Origin of the sequence: Clostridioides sp. ZZV14-6009 (assembly GCF_020658095.1) — a bacterium.
Lineage (GTDB): Bacteria > Bacillota > Clostridia > Peptostreptococcales > Peptostreptococcaceae > Clostridioides.
Genome location: NZ_JAGWDG010000001.1, coordinates 533,523 through 550,861, shown reverse-complemented (window position 1 = coordinate 550,861; position 17,339 = coordinate 533,523). Strand labels below are relative to the sequence as shown.

At 27.3% G+C, this 17,339-nt stretch carries 12 protein-coding genes; 2 read left to right on the top strand and 10 right to left on the bottom strand.

Annotated elements, in window-relative coordinates; genetic code table 11:
* Positions 1 to 440: 440 nt before the first annotated feature.
* The 5 genes from KGF36_RS02355 to aroD all read right to left on the bottom strand — a co-directional run bounded on the left by KGF36_RS02355 (position 441) and on the right by aroD (position 6,919).
* A complete protein-coding gene (locus KGF36_RS02355) occupies positions 441 to 2,273 on the bottom strand; it encodes an ABC transporter ATP-binding protein (RefSeq protein WP_227434881.1) in 1,833 nt (610 codons plus the stop codon).
* Entirely contained in the window at positions 2,266 to 4,512 is a 2,247-nt protein-coding gene (locus KGF36_RS02350) for an ABC transporter ATP-binding protein (RefSeq protein WP_227841332.1), read from the bottom strand. The genes KGF36_RS02355 and KGF36_RS02350 overlap by 8 nt, the downstream gene beginning before the upstream one ends.
* A gap of 67 nt (positions 4,513 to 4,579) precedes the next feature.
* Positions 4,580 to 5,041: a MarR family winged helix-turn-helix transcriptional regulator gene (locus KGF36_RS02345; RefSeq protein ID WP_227841331.1), complete on the bottom strand. Its 462-nt coding sequence runs from the start codon at positions 5,039 to 5,041 to the stop codon at positions 4,580 to 4,582.
* 309 nt (positions 5,042 to 5,350) lie between these two features.
* Positions 5,351 to 5,917, bottom strand: a complete 567-nt coding sequence (locus KGF36_RS02340; protein ID WP_227828837.1) for a beta-class carbonic anhydrase — start codon at positions 5,915 to 5,917, stop codon at positions 5,351 to 5,353.
* Between the two features lie 234 nt (positions 5,918 to 6,151).
* Entirely contained in the window at positions 6,152 to 6,919 is a 768-nt protein-coding gene (gene aroD / locus KGF36_RS02335) for a type I 3-dehydroquinate dehydratase (RefSeq protein WP_227841060.1), read from the bottom strand.
* Between the two features lie 496 nt (positions 6,920 to 7,415).
* Here aroD and KGF36_RS02330 point away from each other — a divergent pair, with 496 nt between their 5' ends.
* A complete protein-coding gene (locus tag KGF36_RS02330; RefSeq protein WP_227828839.1) occupies positions 7,416 to 8,324 on the top strand; it encodes a LysR family transcriptional regulator in 909 nt (302 codons plus the stop codon).
* A 78-nt stretch (positions 8,325 to 8,402) separates the two neighbouring features.
* Here the strand turns inward: KGF36_RS02330 and eis are convergent, their stop codons facing one another.
* Positions 8,403 to 9,614, bottom strand: coding sequence for an enhanced intracellular survival protein Eis (gene eis / locus KGF36_RS02325; protein ID WP_227828840.1), 1,212 nt, complete (start codon positions 9,612 to 9,614; stop codon positions 8,403 to 8,405).
* A 412-nt stretch (positions 9,615 to 10,026) separates the two neighbouring features.
* On the opposite strand from eis, the gene KGF36_RS02320 reads away from it, so the two are divergent.
* Complete coding sequence (locus tag KGF36_RS02320; RefSeq protein ID WP_227842331.1) at positions 10,027 to 10,659, top strand: CatB-related O-acetyltransferase; 633 nt, start codon at positions 10,027 to 10,029, stop codon at positions 10,657 to 10,659.
* A 225-nt stretch (positions 10,660 to 10,884) separates the two neighbouring features.
* Here the strand turns inward: KGF36_RS02320 and KGF36_RS02315 are convergent, their stop codons facing one another.
* The 4 genes from KGF36_RS02315 to KGF36_RS02300 form a co-directional block, all read right to left on the bottom strand.
* Complete coding sequence (locus KGF36_RS02315) at positions 10,885 to 12,885, bottom strand: FAD-dependent oxidoreductase (protein WP_227850072.1); 2,001 nt, start codon at positions 12,883 to 12,885, stop codon at positions 10,885 to 10,887.
* A gap of 334 nt (positions 12,886 to 13,219) precedes the next feature.
* Positions 13,220 to 14,089: a radical SAM protein gene (locus KGF36_RS02310; protein ID WP_227841054.1), complete on the bottom strand. Its 870-nt coding sequence runs from the start codon at positions 14,087 to 14,089 to the stop codon at positions 13,220 to 13,222.
* A 97-nt stretch (positions 14,090 to 14,186) separates the two neighbouring features.
* On the bottom strand, positions 14,187 to 15,044 hold the full coding sequence (locus KGF36_RS02305) for an alpha/beta hydrolase (RefSeq protein ID WP_227828844.1): 858 nt from the start codon (positions 15,042 to 15,044) through the stop codon (positions 14,187 to 14,189).
* Positions 15,045 to 15,269: 225 nt separating this feature from the next.
* Positions 15,270 to 17,288, bottom strand: coding sequence for an FUSC family protein (locus KGF36_RS02300; RefSeq protein WP_227828845.1), 2,019 nt, complete (start codon positions 17,286 to 17,288; stop codon positions 15,270 to 15,272).
* Between the last annotated feature and the right edge of the window lie 51 nt (positions 17,289 to 17,339).

Genomic DNA, 17,339 nt, shown 5'->3' with positions numbered 1-17,339 from the left:
TTTCAATAAAAAAACTCCTTATAAATCTAAGTAATACAAAACAAGCTACTTACATTATAAGAAGGATTAAAATTCTAAATATATATTAAAAATATGCCAATCTAGTTGACTAATATGTGATTATTATATTATATTTAACCCAATTCTTAAATTTAAGTAGTTTTTTACACAACTAATAAAAGTAACTAAAATACATAACTTTACATAATTGTTAACTATTAAAATTAAATTTTATTATTAATAAAATTTAAAGAATACGATTAAATATACATTTTGATAATCACCTCCAACATTTTCCTTACTATATATTATAACAAAATACATACTTTGTAAATACATAAAAAATAGATAAGATTATATCTTACAAAATATAATCTTATCTACCTAGTTTATTCTATATTTATCTCATAACGATACTAATATTTTAAAGTAAATTCTTACTACATTGCTTCGTCTTCTTCAAATTGAGAATTGTAAAGATTAGCATAGAATCCACCTTTCTTTAGAAGTTCCTCATGGTTTCCTTGTTCAACTATATCTCCTTCATTCATAACAAGAATCATATCAGCATCACGTATAGTTGATAATCTATGTGCTATAACAAAGCTTGTTCTACCTTCCATAAGATTATCCATAGCTTTTTGAATTAATACTTCTGTTCTAGTATCAACAGAACTTGTAGCTTCATCCAATATTAAGATTTTAGGGTCTGCTAAAATGGCACGAGCTATAGTCAATAATTGTTTTTGACCTTGAGAAACATTACTTGCTTCTTCATTTAATTTCATGTTGTATCCATCTGGCAATGTTTTGATAAATCTATGAACATGTGCAGATTTAGCTGCTTCTATAACTTCTTCATCTGTAGCATTTAGTTTACCATATCTTATGTTTTCCATAATTGAGCCACTAAATAACCATGTATCTTGAAGAACCATACCAAACATTTCTCTAAGCTCACTACGATTGAAATCTTTAATATTATGACCATCAATTAGTATTGAACCACTATTAACATCATAAAATCTCATTAAAAGCTTAACTATAGTAGTTTTACCTGCTCCTGTAGGTCCAACAATAGCAACTTTTTGACCAGGTTTAACATTTACTGAGAAATCATTTATTATAGTCTTATTTGAATTATATCCAAAATTGACATTTTCAAAATCAATCTTACCTTCTAAACCATCTATTGAAACTGCATTTTCAACAACTTGGTCTTCTTCTTCCTCTTCTAAAAACTCAAATACTCTTTCAGAAGCTGCTGCTGTTGACTGTAGTAAGTTAGCAACCTGTGCAATCTGAGTCATTGGTTGTGTAAAGTTTCTTACATATTGTATAAATGACTGTATATCTCCAACCTCAATTGTCTTCTTGATTGCAAGCCAACCTCCTAAGATTGATACCATTACATACCCTAAGTTTCCAATAAACATCATAAGTGGTTGCATTATCCCTGACAAAAATTGAGATTTCCATGCTGAATTATACAAACTATCATTTAATTTATCAAATTCATTAATTGCTTCTTCTTCACGATTAAATGCTTTTACTATTGTTTGACCACTATAAGTTTCCTCAACTTGCCCATTTACATTCCCTAAATATTCTTGTTGAGATCTAAAGTATTTTTGTGATTTCTTTACTATTCTTGAAATTACAAACATTGATATTGGTAATATTAAAATTGCCACTAATGTCATAATACCACTTATAGATAGCATCATTATCAAAACACCTATCATAGTTGTTACTGATGTTATAAGTTGTGTCATACTTTGATTTAAACTTTGATTTAGAGTATCTATATCATTTGTAATTCTTGATAGTATTTCACCATGTGTTTTAGTGTCAAAATACTTCATTGGCAATCTATCTAGTTTTACTGAAATCTCTTGTCTTAAATTATAGGATACTTTTTGAGAAATTCCACTCATTATGAATCCTTGTATAAAAGAGAATAGTGCACTTACCAAGTAAAGGCAAAGTAATAATGCTAAAATTTTTCCAATTGCATCAAAATCTATACCTACATTGCCTCCAGAAACTTTGCTCACTAATCCTTCAAATATCTTTGTAGTTGCCTTACCTAAAATTTTTGGACCTACTATAGAAAACGATGCACTACCAATAGCAAATACAATTACCAAAATTATTGATATTTTAAATTTAGATAAGTATGCAATTAGTTTTCGCATGGTCCCTTTAAAGTCATTTGCTTTTTGTCCTGCTCCTATAGATTTTCCCATAGGACCTTTTCCCATTCTACTCATTAGCTAGCTCCTCCTTTGAAAGTTGTGATAAAGCTATTTGCTCATAAACTTCGCAATTTTTTAGAAGCTCTTTATGTGTTCCTATTCCAACTATTTTTCCTTCATTTAAAACAACTATTTGTTCTGCATGCAAGATGGTACTAATTCTTTGTGCAACTATTAATACTGTACTCTCAGCAGTTTGTGATTTTAAAGCTTTACGAAGAGCTGCATCAGTTTTTAAGTCAAGAGCCGAAAAACTATCATCAAATATATAAACTTCTGGATTTTTTGCTATTGCTCTTGCAATAGAAAGTCTTTGTTTTTGACCTCCAGAGACATTTGTTCCACCTTGAGAAATTTCAGTTTTAAAAGCTTCTGGTTTAGAATCAATGAATTCTGTAGCTTGAGCTATTTCAGCTGCAGCTCTCATTTCTTCATCTGTTGCGTCTTTTCTACCATATTTCAAGTTGGATTCTATAGTACCAGAGAACAATACTCCTTTTTGAGGTACATATCCAATTTTTTCTCTTAAATCATGTTGAGAAACATTTTTTATATTAACTCCACCAAATAATATTTCCCCCTCAGTAACATCAAAGAAACGAGGAATTAAATTTATAAGAGTAGACTTCCCACTACCAGTGCTTCCTATAAATGCAGTTGTTTCTCCTGGTTTTGCTGTAAAGGATATATCTGTCAATATAGCTTCTTCTGCATCTGGATACATGAATGAAACATTTTTGAATTCAACAAGACCTTTTTTATCTTCTTTAAATTCTTGTACTTTTGATTTTTCTGGGTCTTTGATACTTATATCTGATACCAATACTTCATCTATACGTGTAGCTGAAACAGACGCTCTTGGAAGCATAATAGATATCATTGATATCATCAAGAATGACATTATTATCTGCATTGTGTATTGTATAAATGCCATCATATCTCCAACTTGCATTGCTCCAGAATCAACACTATATGCACCTCTCCAAACTATAAGAACTGTAATAAGGTTCATTATAAGCATCATAGCAGGCATCATACATGTCATAACTCTATTTACAAAAAGATTTGTTTTAGTTAAATTTTTATTTGCTTCATCAAATCTTTTTTCTTCATGTTTTTCAGTACTAAAAGCTCTGATAACTGGAATACCTGTAATTATCTCACGGCTTACTAAGTTTAACTTATCAACAAGCTTTTGAACCAATTTAAACTTAGGCATAACAACTGAGAATAATACAATTATTAAAGATAAAATAGCTACTACTGCAACTGCTATAATCCAAGCCATTGAAGTATTAGTATTTAAAACTTTTATTATTCCTCCTATAGCCATTATTGGAGCATAAAAAACTATTCTAAGTAGCATAACCATCAACATTTGTATCTGTTGAATATCATTTGTACTACGAGTGATTAGTGATGCTGTAGAAAACTCATTCATTTCACTATTTGAAAATGACATAACTTTTCTAAAAACTCCACTTCTTAAATTTCTTCCTACACTTGCTGCTACTCTTGCTGCTAAAAATCCAACTGTAATTGTAGCTACCATACTAATCATAGCTATACCAAGCATTTTTGCACCAGTAAGTAAGATATAATTATTTTGCATATTTTCTGTATCAATACCTATTTTTTCATATTCTGCTTTTACATATGATACTGAACTTTGTGTTATCATACTTTCTGGCATACTTTCAAAGCTTTTGCTCATCTCTTTAGTTAATTTGTCTAGTTGTTCTATTGGCATCATTGATAACACTTTAAATATATCAACTTCTCCACCTTGAGTCCCTTGTGTAGGAAGTTGACTCATTATCTGAGATTTCATTGCTTTTACTTCTTTACTATCTCCTTCAAGACCTGATACAATTAAAATAGATTTACCAAAAATACTATTTAACTCATCTATAGTATCTTTGTCTTTAGTATTTAACTCATAAAGAGATTCGTCTTTTAAATTTGGATACTTATCTTTATACTTGCTGTAATCTTCCTTATTCAGTAAAGTGTAATTATCTAATACTTTATCCTTATTATCTTTATCCATAAATAAAGTAATCTTATCTAGTTCACTTTTTCTAATTATAGATGGAACAGAGTTTTCTACTCCACCTTGCTGTATACCTATATTTACTATATTAGATGTATATTTTGGTAAAGAAAGGTCACATACTGCTTGAACTACCAATAAGCATACTATTACTACTATTGATAAGGCTGACTTCTTTAAATATTTAATTAATTTAAACATACACTTCTTCCCCTCTGTAATATTAATTAGTCTAATAGCATTAAATTGAAAAACATTGTTTTAAACCTTAAAAATATTTTTCATGCTCATGTTTATGACATCCTGCTTTCAAATTGTCTCTAACTTGCATTAGGAGTCTTCTAAGTACTATCTTTTCTTCTTCACTAAACCCTAAGAAGAATTCTCTTTCTAATTCTTTGTTAAATTCCTCTACTTTGTTACATACTTCTAGACCTTTATCTGTTAAAAAAATCCTAGAAATTCTTTGGTCCTTTTCATCTTGTTTTCTTTCTACAAGCCCAGCTTTTTCCATTCTCTTTACCATAACTGTAGTTGTAGATGCTTTTACTTTTCTTTTATCTGCTAATTCTTTTTGACTTTGGCCATTTTTCATCTTAAGAGAAAATAGTATTTGTGGCTGACCATGGTACAAACCTAATTTATCAAAATAAAAATGAGTTCTTATAAAATATATTCGCATCAATTGCAAAAAAACATCATTTAATTTTTCTTCAGAATTACTATTCATACTTACCCTCCTTATTTTTATATTACTTAGTCGGCTAATGATTATTTTACTATAACATATGCATTTTTTCAATATATTTATAAAAAATTCATATAAATTTCATTTATTAAATATTTTTTTATTAATTGATTATGATTTTAATAAATAATAGTAAGTTTTTTAATTAGCTAACTACTTATATTTTTCATTAAAAACCTTAAGATAAACCTTTTCATAAATTTATCAATAAAAAAAGTTGTCTCAAAATAAAATAAATTTTGAAACAACTTCTTATTTAATAATATATTACTTATATATTATAACAGTATATTATTTATCCTCATATCCATTTACAACAACATCTATTTTTCCAGTTTCTGGTGATATAATCAAACCATGCACAATAATTCCTTCTGGAATTAAAGGATGATTTTTTATTAAATTAATACTATCTTTTACAGAATCTTCCGCTGAATCAAATCCATGTAACCATTGTTTTGTATCAATTCCGGCACTACGAAGTGTAAGTATTACGTCATTTGATATTCCTCTATCTAAGATTTTATTTAGTAATTTATCTGTATCCACATTGCACATACCACATCCATGGTGTCCTACAACCATAACTTCATCCACATCAAATTCATAAATTGCAACTAAAATACTTCTCATAATACTTCCAAATGGATGCATTATAGTAGCACCTGCATTTTTTATTAGTTTAACATCTCCATTTTTAAGATTCATAGCTTTAGGTAAAAGTTCAGTTAATCTTGTATCCATACAAGATAAGACTACTATTTTTTTATTTGGATGTTTTGATGTTGCATACTGTTCATATTCTTTATTTTCCACAAATGATTTATTATACTCTAATATCTCTTCAAGTTTTCGCATATGTAATCTCACTCTCTATAAAAATTTTTTATATTATTATATCACTATTGGACTACAATATATACATAATATACATATATAATTTAATTTATATTTATCAATTATTTTTATAAAATTATTACTTTTCCATAATTTCACATATTAGTTATATTAATAATATTACCTACTAAATCTACAAAATCATATTTTATAGTACATCATCAACCTTCATCATATATAATCAATACTTTTAAATTAATTAATACTTTTATGTAATATGTGTAGTATTGAATTTAGTTCTTCAACTGATATTTGACCTGGTGCAGAAACCTTTTTAGCTGCTCCAAAAGTCAATGAAGAGCCAAATATTTCTCCACACAAACGACTTATAACTCCCATTCCTGCCATAGACATAGTTATTATTGGTCTATCTGCATAAACTTGAACCATTTCATTTGTAGCTGTAAGCAACACTAGAACATCTCTTTCATTTTGTGGCATAACAGCTATTTTAGGTAAGTCTGCTCCTAGTTTTTGCATTTTGCATAAACGACATATAATTTCTTCTTTTTTGGGAGTTTTATTAAAATCATGATTTGACATGACTACTTTTACTTCTTTTTTATGAGCAAACTCGACTATTTCATTTACAATTTCATCTCCCATAAATAGCTCTACATCTATTAAGTCTATTAATCCTGTATTAGAAATTTCCTTATTTAAAATAGTATAATAATCTTTTGATATTAATTTTTTTCCACCTTCTTTTATACTTCTAAATGTAAATAATAGAGGTATATCTGGTATATATTTTCTTAATTCGTTAAGGACCTCTTTAACTTGTTGAATATTTTCTACACTCTTAAAGAAATCAACACGCCATTCTACAACATCCAAACAAATTCCCTTTAAGTCATTAACTTCTTCAATAATTTCTTCTTTAGTTTTTCCAACTATTGGTACACAGATTTTAGGTATACCTTCTCCTATTCTAATATTTTTTACTTGTACTATATTTTTCATATTTCTCCTCCACAAATATAGAAGTTTTATCAGATTTTATATTCATTTTATTTCACAGTATTATTATATCGTAAAAATACTATAAGTCATAACAATACTAATTCTACAGTAATATTTCATTTTATCCTTAAAGTAACAATTCTTATAGTATGTAAATCATTTAATCACATGTATTTTTGCTATATCTATATTTTAAAAGTTTGTATTACTCAACTTATAGTAATTTCAAATCCATTAATATATTTAAATTTTTAAGTGTTTAAAAAATTCAGTACTATATATTTTTTTATAATCTATATAACCATAAAGGTTAAATATACTTACATTTAATTTTTTTACACTCTTTCTTGTAATTTCATTATATTATTTAAGTATTATTAATATAATGCATATTATTCTTAATATTAATAGAATTAATCTATGAATTATGGTATAATATGGTATAATTATGTAGAAATAACTCGAATTTCATTACTTATGAAGGGATTGAATATCAATGAACCTAAATCATTTGCATTACTTTAGAGTTTTAGCCAAAGTTGAACACTATACAAAAGCAGCTACACAATTGTCTATAACTCAACCAAGCTTAAGTCATGCTATATCTGCTCTTGAAAAAGAGCTGGGAACCTTTTTATTTGAAAAACAAGGTAGAAATGTTCGTTTGACTAAATATGGTAAGTTTTTTTTAACTTATGTTGATAAAGCATTGGGTGAATTAGAAAGAGGAGAAAAAAAGCTTAGAGAATATACCAGTATATCAAAAGGTGTTATAGACTTAGGATTTATTTATACATTGGGAGCTTACTTCATTCCAGATATACTTGGTAAGTTTTTAGAAAAAGAGTTAAATAAAAATATTTCATTTTCATTTGGCCAAGGTACCACTAAAAAGATTATCCAGGGTTTAAAAGATGAAAAGTTTGATTTAGCATTTTGCTCTTTTGTTCCAAATGAACCCAACATAGATTTTACATCTATACTTCAGGAGGAATTGGTTGTAATAGTACCATATAGCCACCCTCTGGCCTCAAATGATAGTGTAGACTTAAAAGATACAAAGGATTACCCTTTTATATTCTTTAGTGAAGATAGTGGAGTTAGACCAATTATTGATAATCTCTTTGAAAAAGTTGATGTAAAGCCACAAATTATATGTGAAACAGAAGAAGATACAGCTGTTGCAGGTTTAGTTTCTATTAACTACGGTATAGCAGTCGTTCCCAATATTTTTGCTCTTAAATATTTTAATGTAAAGGTTTTATCAATAACAAATCCTATACATGAAAGATACATATATTTAGCTACAATGAAAAATAAATATTTAACTCCTGCTGTTAATAGTTTTAAAAACTTTATTATTAATTATAGTAAAAACAATAATCTAATTGATAAAATGGAATAAAAATACGTTAAAAAGGGATTGTTTCAAAGTAAATACTCTGTACAATCCCAGATATATTTTAAAATTTATTAAAGTTTATTAGAAATAATCTGAGAAATATGGATTTTCACGTTCAATAAGATTTTCTAATAAATCTGCTACTTCTTTATCACAAATAATTCTTTTTATTCTATGAAGATAAGTTGGTCTTTTGTAACTAAGCAACATAGTTGTAAGTGTTTGTATGTCAAGTTTCAAGTCATACTTATCACCACCATCAATTAACATACCTTTACCCTCTTTAGAAACATTTAATGTAAACACTCCTGTATTCCAATCTAATAAAGGGTCTTCTAATTGAAAGACTAACTTTACTTCATTTTCCTGTTCTTTAAATGGATACTGGTTTATAAATTGTTCTATATCAACAATTCTACCCATAAAGTATGGTTTTATATTTTCTTCTATATCTCCATCTTCAAGTAAAAATGCCAATGGTTCATCTGTATATGTATTCCCAACCACTTTATTTATCATTGAAAAGTGAGCACTTATAAAATTCCATAATCCTGTACGTGCCTCTTCTTCTACAAATACCATTTCTTTAATATAGAATATTTCATCAGAAATCCAATATAACACATAACCTTGTGCTTCATGGTTTTTATCATAATAAATTGCACATGTTAAGTCATCTAAATCCCAACGCCAGTATTCTTCCCATGCTAACTCACTTCTAATCATAGACGCATGGCTCTTTTTAGAAAAGCGTTCATAAACATTTCTGACATCTTCGTGTTCTATACTTACACGCTCAACTTCTCCTGATACCACTTTAGGTTTTGGTAACTGAGTATCTTTAATTTCAAAAGATATCTTATCTGATATTATTTCCCATCCCTTACGACGATAATATGGAATTGAGTATGGAAATAAATAAGATATAGATTGTTTTCTTTCTCTCATATCTGTTAATGCTTGTCGCATCAATTTATCCATAAGACCTAAATTAGAATATTCTGGATATGTTCCAACACCAGTAAGACCACCCATATCGTATTCTTGACCAAATATATTGATTTTAAATGGATAAACAGCTATTTGAGATACTAATTTATCCTCATCAAACCAACCAAATACATCTGCTTGTCTTAATACAGGTAGTTTAGCAAGGGTTATTTCTCTTTCCTCCCAACCTACTTGTTGTAAATCATGGTTTGTCACTTGAAATACATAACGTAACAATTGATTGAATTGTTGTAAATGCTTAGTTTCTACTTTCTTCATTTCGAGTCTCTCTAGTCGACTCATAATAAAACCTCCTAAAAATAAATACATATAAATACTATCTATTTATATAATATAGATAATAAATTTACATAAATACTACATAAATATTTATATAAGCATAATTCTATCATACCCAATATATTCTAGTCAAATCACTATTGAAAATTAAAGTTTAATTCAATAATAACGTTATTTAACTTAATAAAAAATACTTTCTATTTATTATATCTTAAATACTTGTAATTTTTTATCACTTTGATATAATCAAATAAATAGACAATTATCATAAAATACGACTTAGTTAAAAATATTTTATTGAAAATAAAATAATAAACTATAAATAAGTAATATGTAAGGAGTGATTCTATGAAGAGATGTATTGTAATAATGGGATAGTCAGGAAAATAACATAATATAAAGGAGAGATTTAAACATGACTATTCCAAATTCAGATAAAATATATCCAAGAAGTAACGATTATCAAACTGTATATCTTAAAAATGTGATTACAAGAGACAATATAAAAGTTGGAGATTATACAATATATAACGACTTTTATAATGACCCAAGAGATTTTGAAAAAAATAATGTACTATATCAGTATCCTATAAACAATGACAAATTAATAATCGGAAAATTTTGTTCAATTGCATGTAAAGCAAAGTTTCTAATGACTAGTGGAAACCACACAATGAAATCACTCTCTACTTATACATTTCCAATCTTTTATGAAGACTGGGGTTTAGACATAAATCATATAACAGATGCTTGGGACAATAAGGGTGATATTGTAATTGGAAATGATGTATGGATAGGCTATGATGCTGTAATTATGTCAGGTGTAAAAATTGGTGATGGTGCAATTATTGGAACAGGAGCTGTAGTTACTAATGATGTCCCTCCATATTCTATTGTTGGTGGAATACCTGCAAAAATTATAAAGAAAAGATTTAACGATGATATAATTTCAAAATTATTAAAAATTAAGTGGTGGGATTGGTCATATGAAAAAATCCAATCAAATATTCAACATATTCAATCAGGAGCTATTGATAAATTAGTTTAATATTTTATGACTAATTTATCTTAAAACGAGATTTAAGGGAAATCTTTTTAGGAATTCCCTTAAATCTACTATATTACCAATAGTACTCTTTGATATAGTTAAAATTAAAAATAGTACTAAAGTTATAAAACAAAGATGAATTAACTTTTCTAAGATTACTTTATTTTTATTATTTATTCTCTACAAAAGATTTGACTTTTCTAAAATTGTCTTTTTTATCTATTATCATAGAAGATTTAACTTTTCTAAAGTTGTTATTATATTTCTTCCTTCTCTAACTCCATCTATTATTCTTCTAGCTATTTTACTATCTCCTATATTTATAACTTCCACATTTTTAGCTTCAAAATGTTTCTTTAAATCATTCAAAATTGGATTATTAGATTTCATTCCTAAACATATAAATCCATAATCAAAATCTAGCAATAACTCTTCTTTATCCTTCTTAACTTTAAAATTATCATCCTCAACTTCCAATAATGCTGTATTTGTATAAACATCAACATTATAATCTTTTAACATCTTCATCATTGTAACCTTTGTTATAGGGTCTAAATCTTTTCCTACCACTGGTAACATCTCAACTATAGAAGTTCTAGCCTTATTTTCCGAGAAAAATTCTACAACATCTAATCCAACAGCTCCACCACCCACAACTACTACTTTCTTATTTTCTAAGTCTTTTGTTTGAAAATCTTCTATATCATTAAATAGCCTAAATATTGAACTCACCTTTCCATTTTCTTGGTCTATCCTATCCAACAAACCAGTTATTGGTGGAAGTAATGGTTTTGAACCTGTAGCATTTATAATTATATCGGGTTTTAAATTTTCTATAAATTTAATATCAGCTTTTGTATTTTTAAAAACAATTAAATTTTTTAATTTTTTAACTCTCTGTTTTAAATACTTTGGAAAATCATTTATTCTACTTTTATCTGGAAAAGTTGATATTGTCTCAGCAAGCCCTCCTATATCTGCTTTTTCTTCTAATAAAAATACATTACATCCCACCTCTGCTGCTGTGGCTGCTGCTTCAAGACCAGCCGTTCCTCCACCTACAACAACTACATTTGTTGTCTTATTTACTTTTCTCTGTTTATATTCTTCTCCATTTATTAAGTCTGGATTTACTGTACATCTTATAGGTCTATTTGCTCCAATTCTATTACCTGCACATCCTATATTGCATGAAATACACTTTCTTATTGAATCTTCTTTTCCATTTTGCACTTTTTCAACCCAATTAGGGTCAGCTATAAGCCCTCTTCCCATACCTATAAAATCCGCTTCATTATTTTTAAGTATTTTTGATGCTATTTCTGGGTTTCTTATATTTCCAGTTATTATTGTTGCTTTTCCAAATCTTTTTTTAACTGCTTTAGACATATATGAACGCCAACCATCTTCTAATGTCATTGTATCGATTTGAAATTGTATAGAATCATTTAATGCTGCTGATACATTATATATATCTACTTCTTCATTTAAATATTCAAGAAGCTTTAAGGTATCATTTAAAGTATTTCCTCCTTCTATAAATTCATCAGCACTTACCCTTAAAGATATAGGAAATAATGCTCCCACTTCGTCTCTAACTTTATCAATTACTAGTTTTGCAAATCTCGCTCTGTTTTCAAGACTTCCACCAAATTCATCTGTACGCTTATTGTAAATTGGGGATAAAAATTGACTTATTAGATATGAGTGCCCAGCGTGTATCTCTACGGCGTCAAAACCAGCTATTTGAGCTCTTTTTGCTGCCTTACCATATTTTTTAGCTATATTTAGTATTTCTTCTTTCTTTAATTCTCTGGGTATTGTTCCTCCATTTTTTGAAGGTATATTAGAAGAAGATACTGGAGTTAATCCATTTATTCTCTCTGGCATAGCTGAAGCACCTGAATGATTAATTTGTATAGCTACACATGCACCATGTTTATGTAAATTCTCAGTTAACTTATATAAGGCAGGTATGTATCTGTCATGGTCTATTCTTATTTGTGTAGTTCCATTAGAACCTAAAGGAAAATCTACACAAGCATTTTCTACAATTATAAGTCCAGTTCCACCTTTAGCTCTTTGTTCATAATATTTAATGTGCTCATCTTTAAATTCTCCACTTTCTCCACCAAAGTTTGTTCCCATCGGTGGCATAACTATTCTATTTTTTACATTCATCCTTTTTATAGTTAATGGTTCAAAGATATTTTGATATATTTTCATTTCTATTCCTCCACACGTTTTTATGTTTATAGTTTTTGTAATTTAAATTTATGTCTCTATTATAATGCGTGGAAATCTATTAATCCAGTGCATATTTTTATCATTATTGATAGATTTTTTCTATGATTTCATAATTATATTCCTTAACAAAAAAGGAGCTGTCTCAAAATAGAGATAAGTCTCCTTTTCATTGTTGAAATGATGAAAATATATTTGATTTCATACAAAAAAGAGTGCCTCATGAACTAAAAAGTTCATTCTGAGACACCCCACTTAAAATCTAGATAATTTAAATATTTTACATCTATACATATATATTAATGATATTTAAATTTTACAGTCTTCTATATTCTTCTCTTTTTAATTTTAAGTTACTTAGATAATAATCTATCTCATCAATCAGACGTTGTTTATCCTCAGGTAATATTCCTTTTAAGTTAACATAATTTGACGCATGATTACTTCTAAATACAACTTTTTCATTGGTATCTATATTTTTTATCATTTCTTTAATTTCTTGTAGCACAGCCTTATCTTCCAATACTTTAAATTCACCAGATTGAAGTAAATCGTAAAGTTCAGTATTAGGTTCTACCATTAAACTCAATACACCTACATAATCTGGGGAAATTGCTCCTAACATTTTTCCTGTATCAACTCCATGTTGATGTGTTTTTTTAGTTCCTCCAAGACCTGCTATTACAGTAGCTGATAATTTAATACCATTTTTCTTAACTTTTCTACCAACTTTTATCAGTTGTTCACTATTAAATCCCTTTTTAATATCTTCTAATACCTCATCATTTCCACTTTCAAGCCCTAGATAAATCATCTTAACACCAAGTTCTTTTAACTCTTTAAGTTCATCATCAGTTTTTTTCTCTATAGACTTAGGAGAGCCATATAGAGTAATTCTTTCACACTCTGGAAAAACTTCTTTTATATATAATATTATATCTCTTAATTTTTCCATTGGTATTATCAATGCATCTCCATCTGCTAAAAATATTCTATCTACATTTTTATAATGTCTTCTAAATATATCAATTTCATTTTTTATTACTTCTAATGGTTTTATTTTAAATTTCTTTGATTTGTACATACTACAAAATGTACATTTATTATGAGAACATCCTAGTGTGACTTGTATTATAAGACTATAAGCCTCACTTGGTGGTCTATAAAGTGGCATATCATATTCCATATTAAAATCCCCCTTGTAATCCAATCTTAGTTTTATTATATTAATAATATCTACTTAAAATAATACTTTATATATATTATAAACTTCAAGCTTTTGTTTAAGATATATTATTTAAAAATTTAATAATACTATTTGCAGTAATCTTAAGCTGTTTTTCTTGACTTATAATAGCATCATTGTCGCCCTTTTGTTTTCCATAATCTCCAAATTGTGCATGATTTCCCCCTTCAATTTCAACATAAGTTGTATCATCAGGAAGTTTTTCTTTTGCTTCTATAAGGTTTTTAAAATTAACTACTCCATCTTTACTTCCCCATATAGATATAACCTTTTTGCCTAACTGTCTTAGTTCATTGCCCATTGGATAAGAAGATAAAAACACAACTCCATCAATTAATTTATTATCACGTGCAAAATTAGATGCAACAACTCCGCCTAATGAGTGCCCTCCTATTACCCAATGTTCTATATTACTGTAAGAATCCATAACTTTCTGTGCTTTATTAGTTCCAAGTATAGCTAGATTAAGTGGCATTTTTACAATTACCACTTCATATCCACTTTCTGCTATTTTTCTTGCAAGTGGTGCATATGATTCAATTTCTACTTTAGCTCCTGGATAAAAAATTAGACCTTTAGAAACTTTTCTACCCTTAGGTGTAAATGAAATATTTTCATTTATAGTTACCTCGACTTTACTATTACTAACTAATGCTTCTTTTGCTAGTTTTTGAGGTTCATATGTTTTGTTTATCCATATGAAAAAACTAAGCAGAATCAATACAAACAGTATACCTATTCCCATGAATATTTTCTTTTTTATATTAAATTTTCTATTATCATTTTTATCATCTTCGTTTTCAACCTCATCATAAAGTAAAGGTCTTTCAAGTTCCATAGTTATACTAAATGTATCATATTTCTTATCGCGCTTTACCTTTACATCTTTACTCATAAATCTAACCCCCATAATATTTGAATACTATTATAGTTTATCCTAAGTAAATTGTTTTTTCAACTAATGAAAAAAATCAATATTTTAACCTTTTTCACACAAAATTCATAACTATATGTTTTTTGTTTTTAATATACTATTTTCTTTTAACATTGTATAAAAGAAAAAGTCATATACTTTGCTTTAAAGCTATGACTTATTATATAATTTAATTAGATTAGAAAATTATGCAACTTCTTGCACTAACATTTTACTGGTATTACTTATTCTATACATCTCTTTTACACCATTTAAAGTTTGAAGTAAATTGAGACAAATTATTTTATCGCCCAAGCTTACTGTATTTTCAATACTATCTAAAATTACACTTCTTCCTTCATCATATTTATCAGCATCATAATTTGAAATATAACTAGTATCTCTCAATATTCTTTCTATATCTTCATCTCTAATATTATTCTTTTTGACATTTATATATAAATTGTACATATTACTTATTAGTAATTGTTGATTTTCTAAGAAATCATCTTGATGTTCATCTTTGTATATAGTATTTATCAACATAAGTCTATCTTCAATAAGTGATGGCACTAATAATAGATTCTTTATATAATGAACATTGGTTGAGTTTTCAATAGATTTATTAACTTCATTAATTATATTTTTAACTATACCTTTATACACATCTATAACATGCTGATACCCCATTTTTGCATCATATGGTAAAACAAATTTATTTATTATTAATGCAATAATTGCACCTAATACCACATATGAAATTCTACTCATAGTTAAAACATTAGGGTCTCCCATAACTGCTGCGGAACCAAGAGCTGAAACAGTTACACACACTATCAATTTTCTATAATCAACTGCATATGAGTTTATGTATCCTGCTAAAAGTACAATTAATGACCTTAATGTGTTATCTTTTATTATTGAAAATGAAACAATAAATATTACCGCTCCTACTAGTGTACCTTCTATTCTTTTTCTGGATTTCTGCAAACAATTCTCTGCATAAGGTTGTGTTAATGAAAATACAGTTAACATTATCCATCTTCCATCTTTTAAGTGAAAATAATCCATAATAAAACCTGATATTGCTGTAGCCAAAGCGATTTTTATTGCATAAGAAAATCTTATAGATTTTAAATTAAAATGTTGCTTATATATTGATATTCTTTTAAATTCATGTGGTATCTTTATTTTTCTTTCAACTCTTTTTTCTTCTTTTGATTTTACTTTTTTGTACTCTAATAAAAATTCGTATAGATTTTCTAAAACACTGTAAATTTCTTTCAAATTTATATTTTTAGTATCTTGAGCGATAACATAATCTCTAAATCCAAGTATTTCTTTATCAGTTATATTATCTTTATTTTCTAAGCACATCTTGATATAATTTACTTCTTTAGATACTACAACTAAAACATCTTCTTTACCATTTGTACTACTTTCTTCTAGAATATTTTTTATGTCTTCATCCTCAAATTCCTTAGTATCTGCTTTATATCTATCTAAGATTAAACTTATTCTTTCTAATGAAAATAAGATATTTATTATATCCATTCCTTTAATACTAATAAAAAAGTCATCTTTTCTATTATCAAATATAACCATTTTAAGACCTTTTGATATAGAATTTATTGTGTAATTACAACTATCTATTTTTCTCATATTAGACTTACTTACAGAATTATCATTGTTCATAATATTTTTTAAAAGATTTATTTTTTCCAACAACTCATCACATATAGATATTAATTCTTTGTCACCAATTTTTTTCATTCTATTTCTATTCATAACAAATTGAGCAATCATTATGACAAGTGAACCACTAGCTAAAGCTGATAATCTTATAGGAAATTCACTTAATCCTACAGGTATACTTATCATAAATATATACATAAGACCAAAAGGTACATATACAGCCCTTTTCAAGTCATAACTAAATAAATATCCTATTATAAATAATGCTATAAAATTTAATAAAATTCCTAAATACATATTTTGTACTGCAAAAAACGATAATACTCCTAACATTACATTTATTATCAAGTACTTTAGTAAATTTTTAATTGGAGAAATAGTTAAATCCCTTTCCAAAAGCATTAGCATAGCTGTTACTATAGCCACACCTATAAGTGTATTTTTACTTCCAAATAAAGCTATAAATGCAGATATAAATGCTATTATAAAAATAAACAATTTAGTTTTTGATATTATTAATTTTTTTGTCATCAAATACCTCCTTCAAAATTTCAACAAAGTCAATTTTATCACACTTATTAT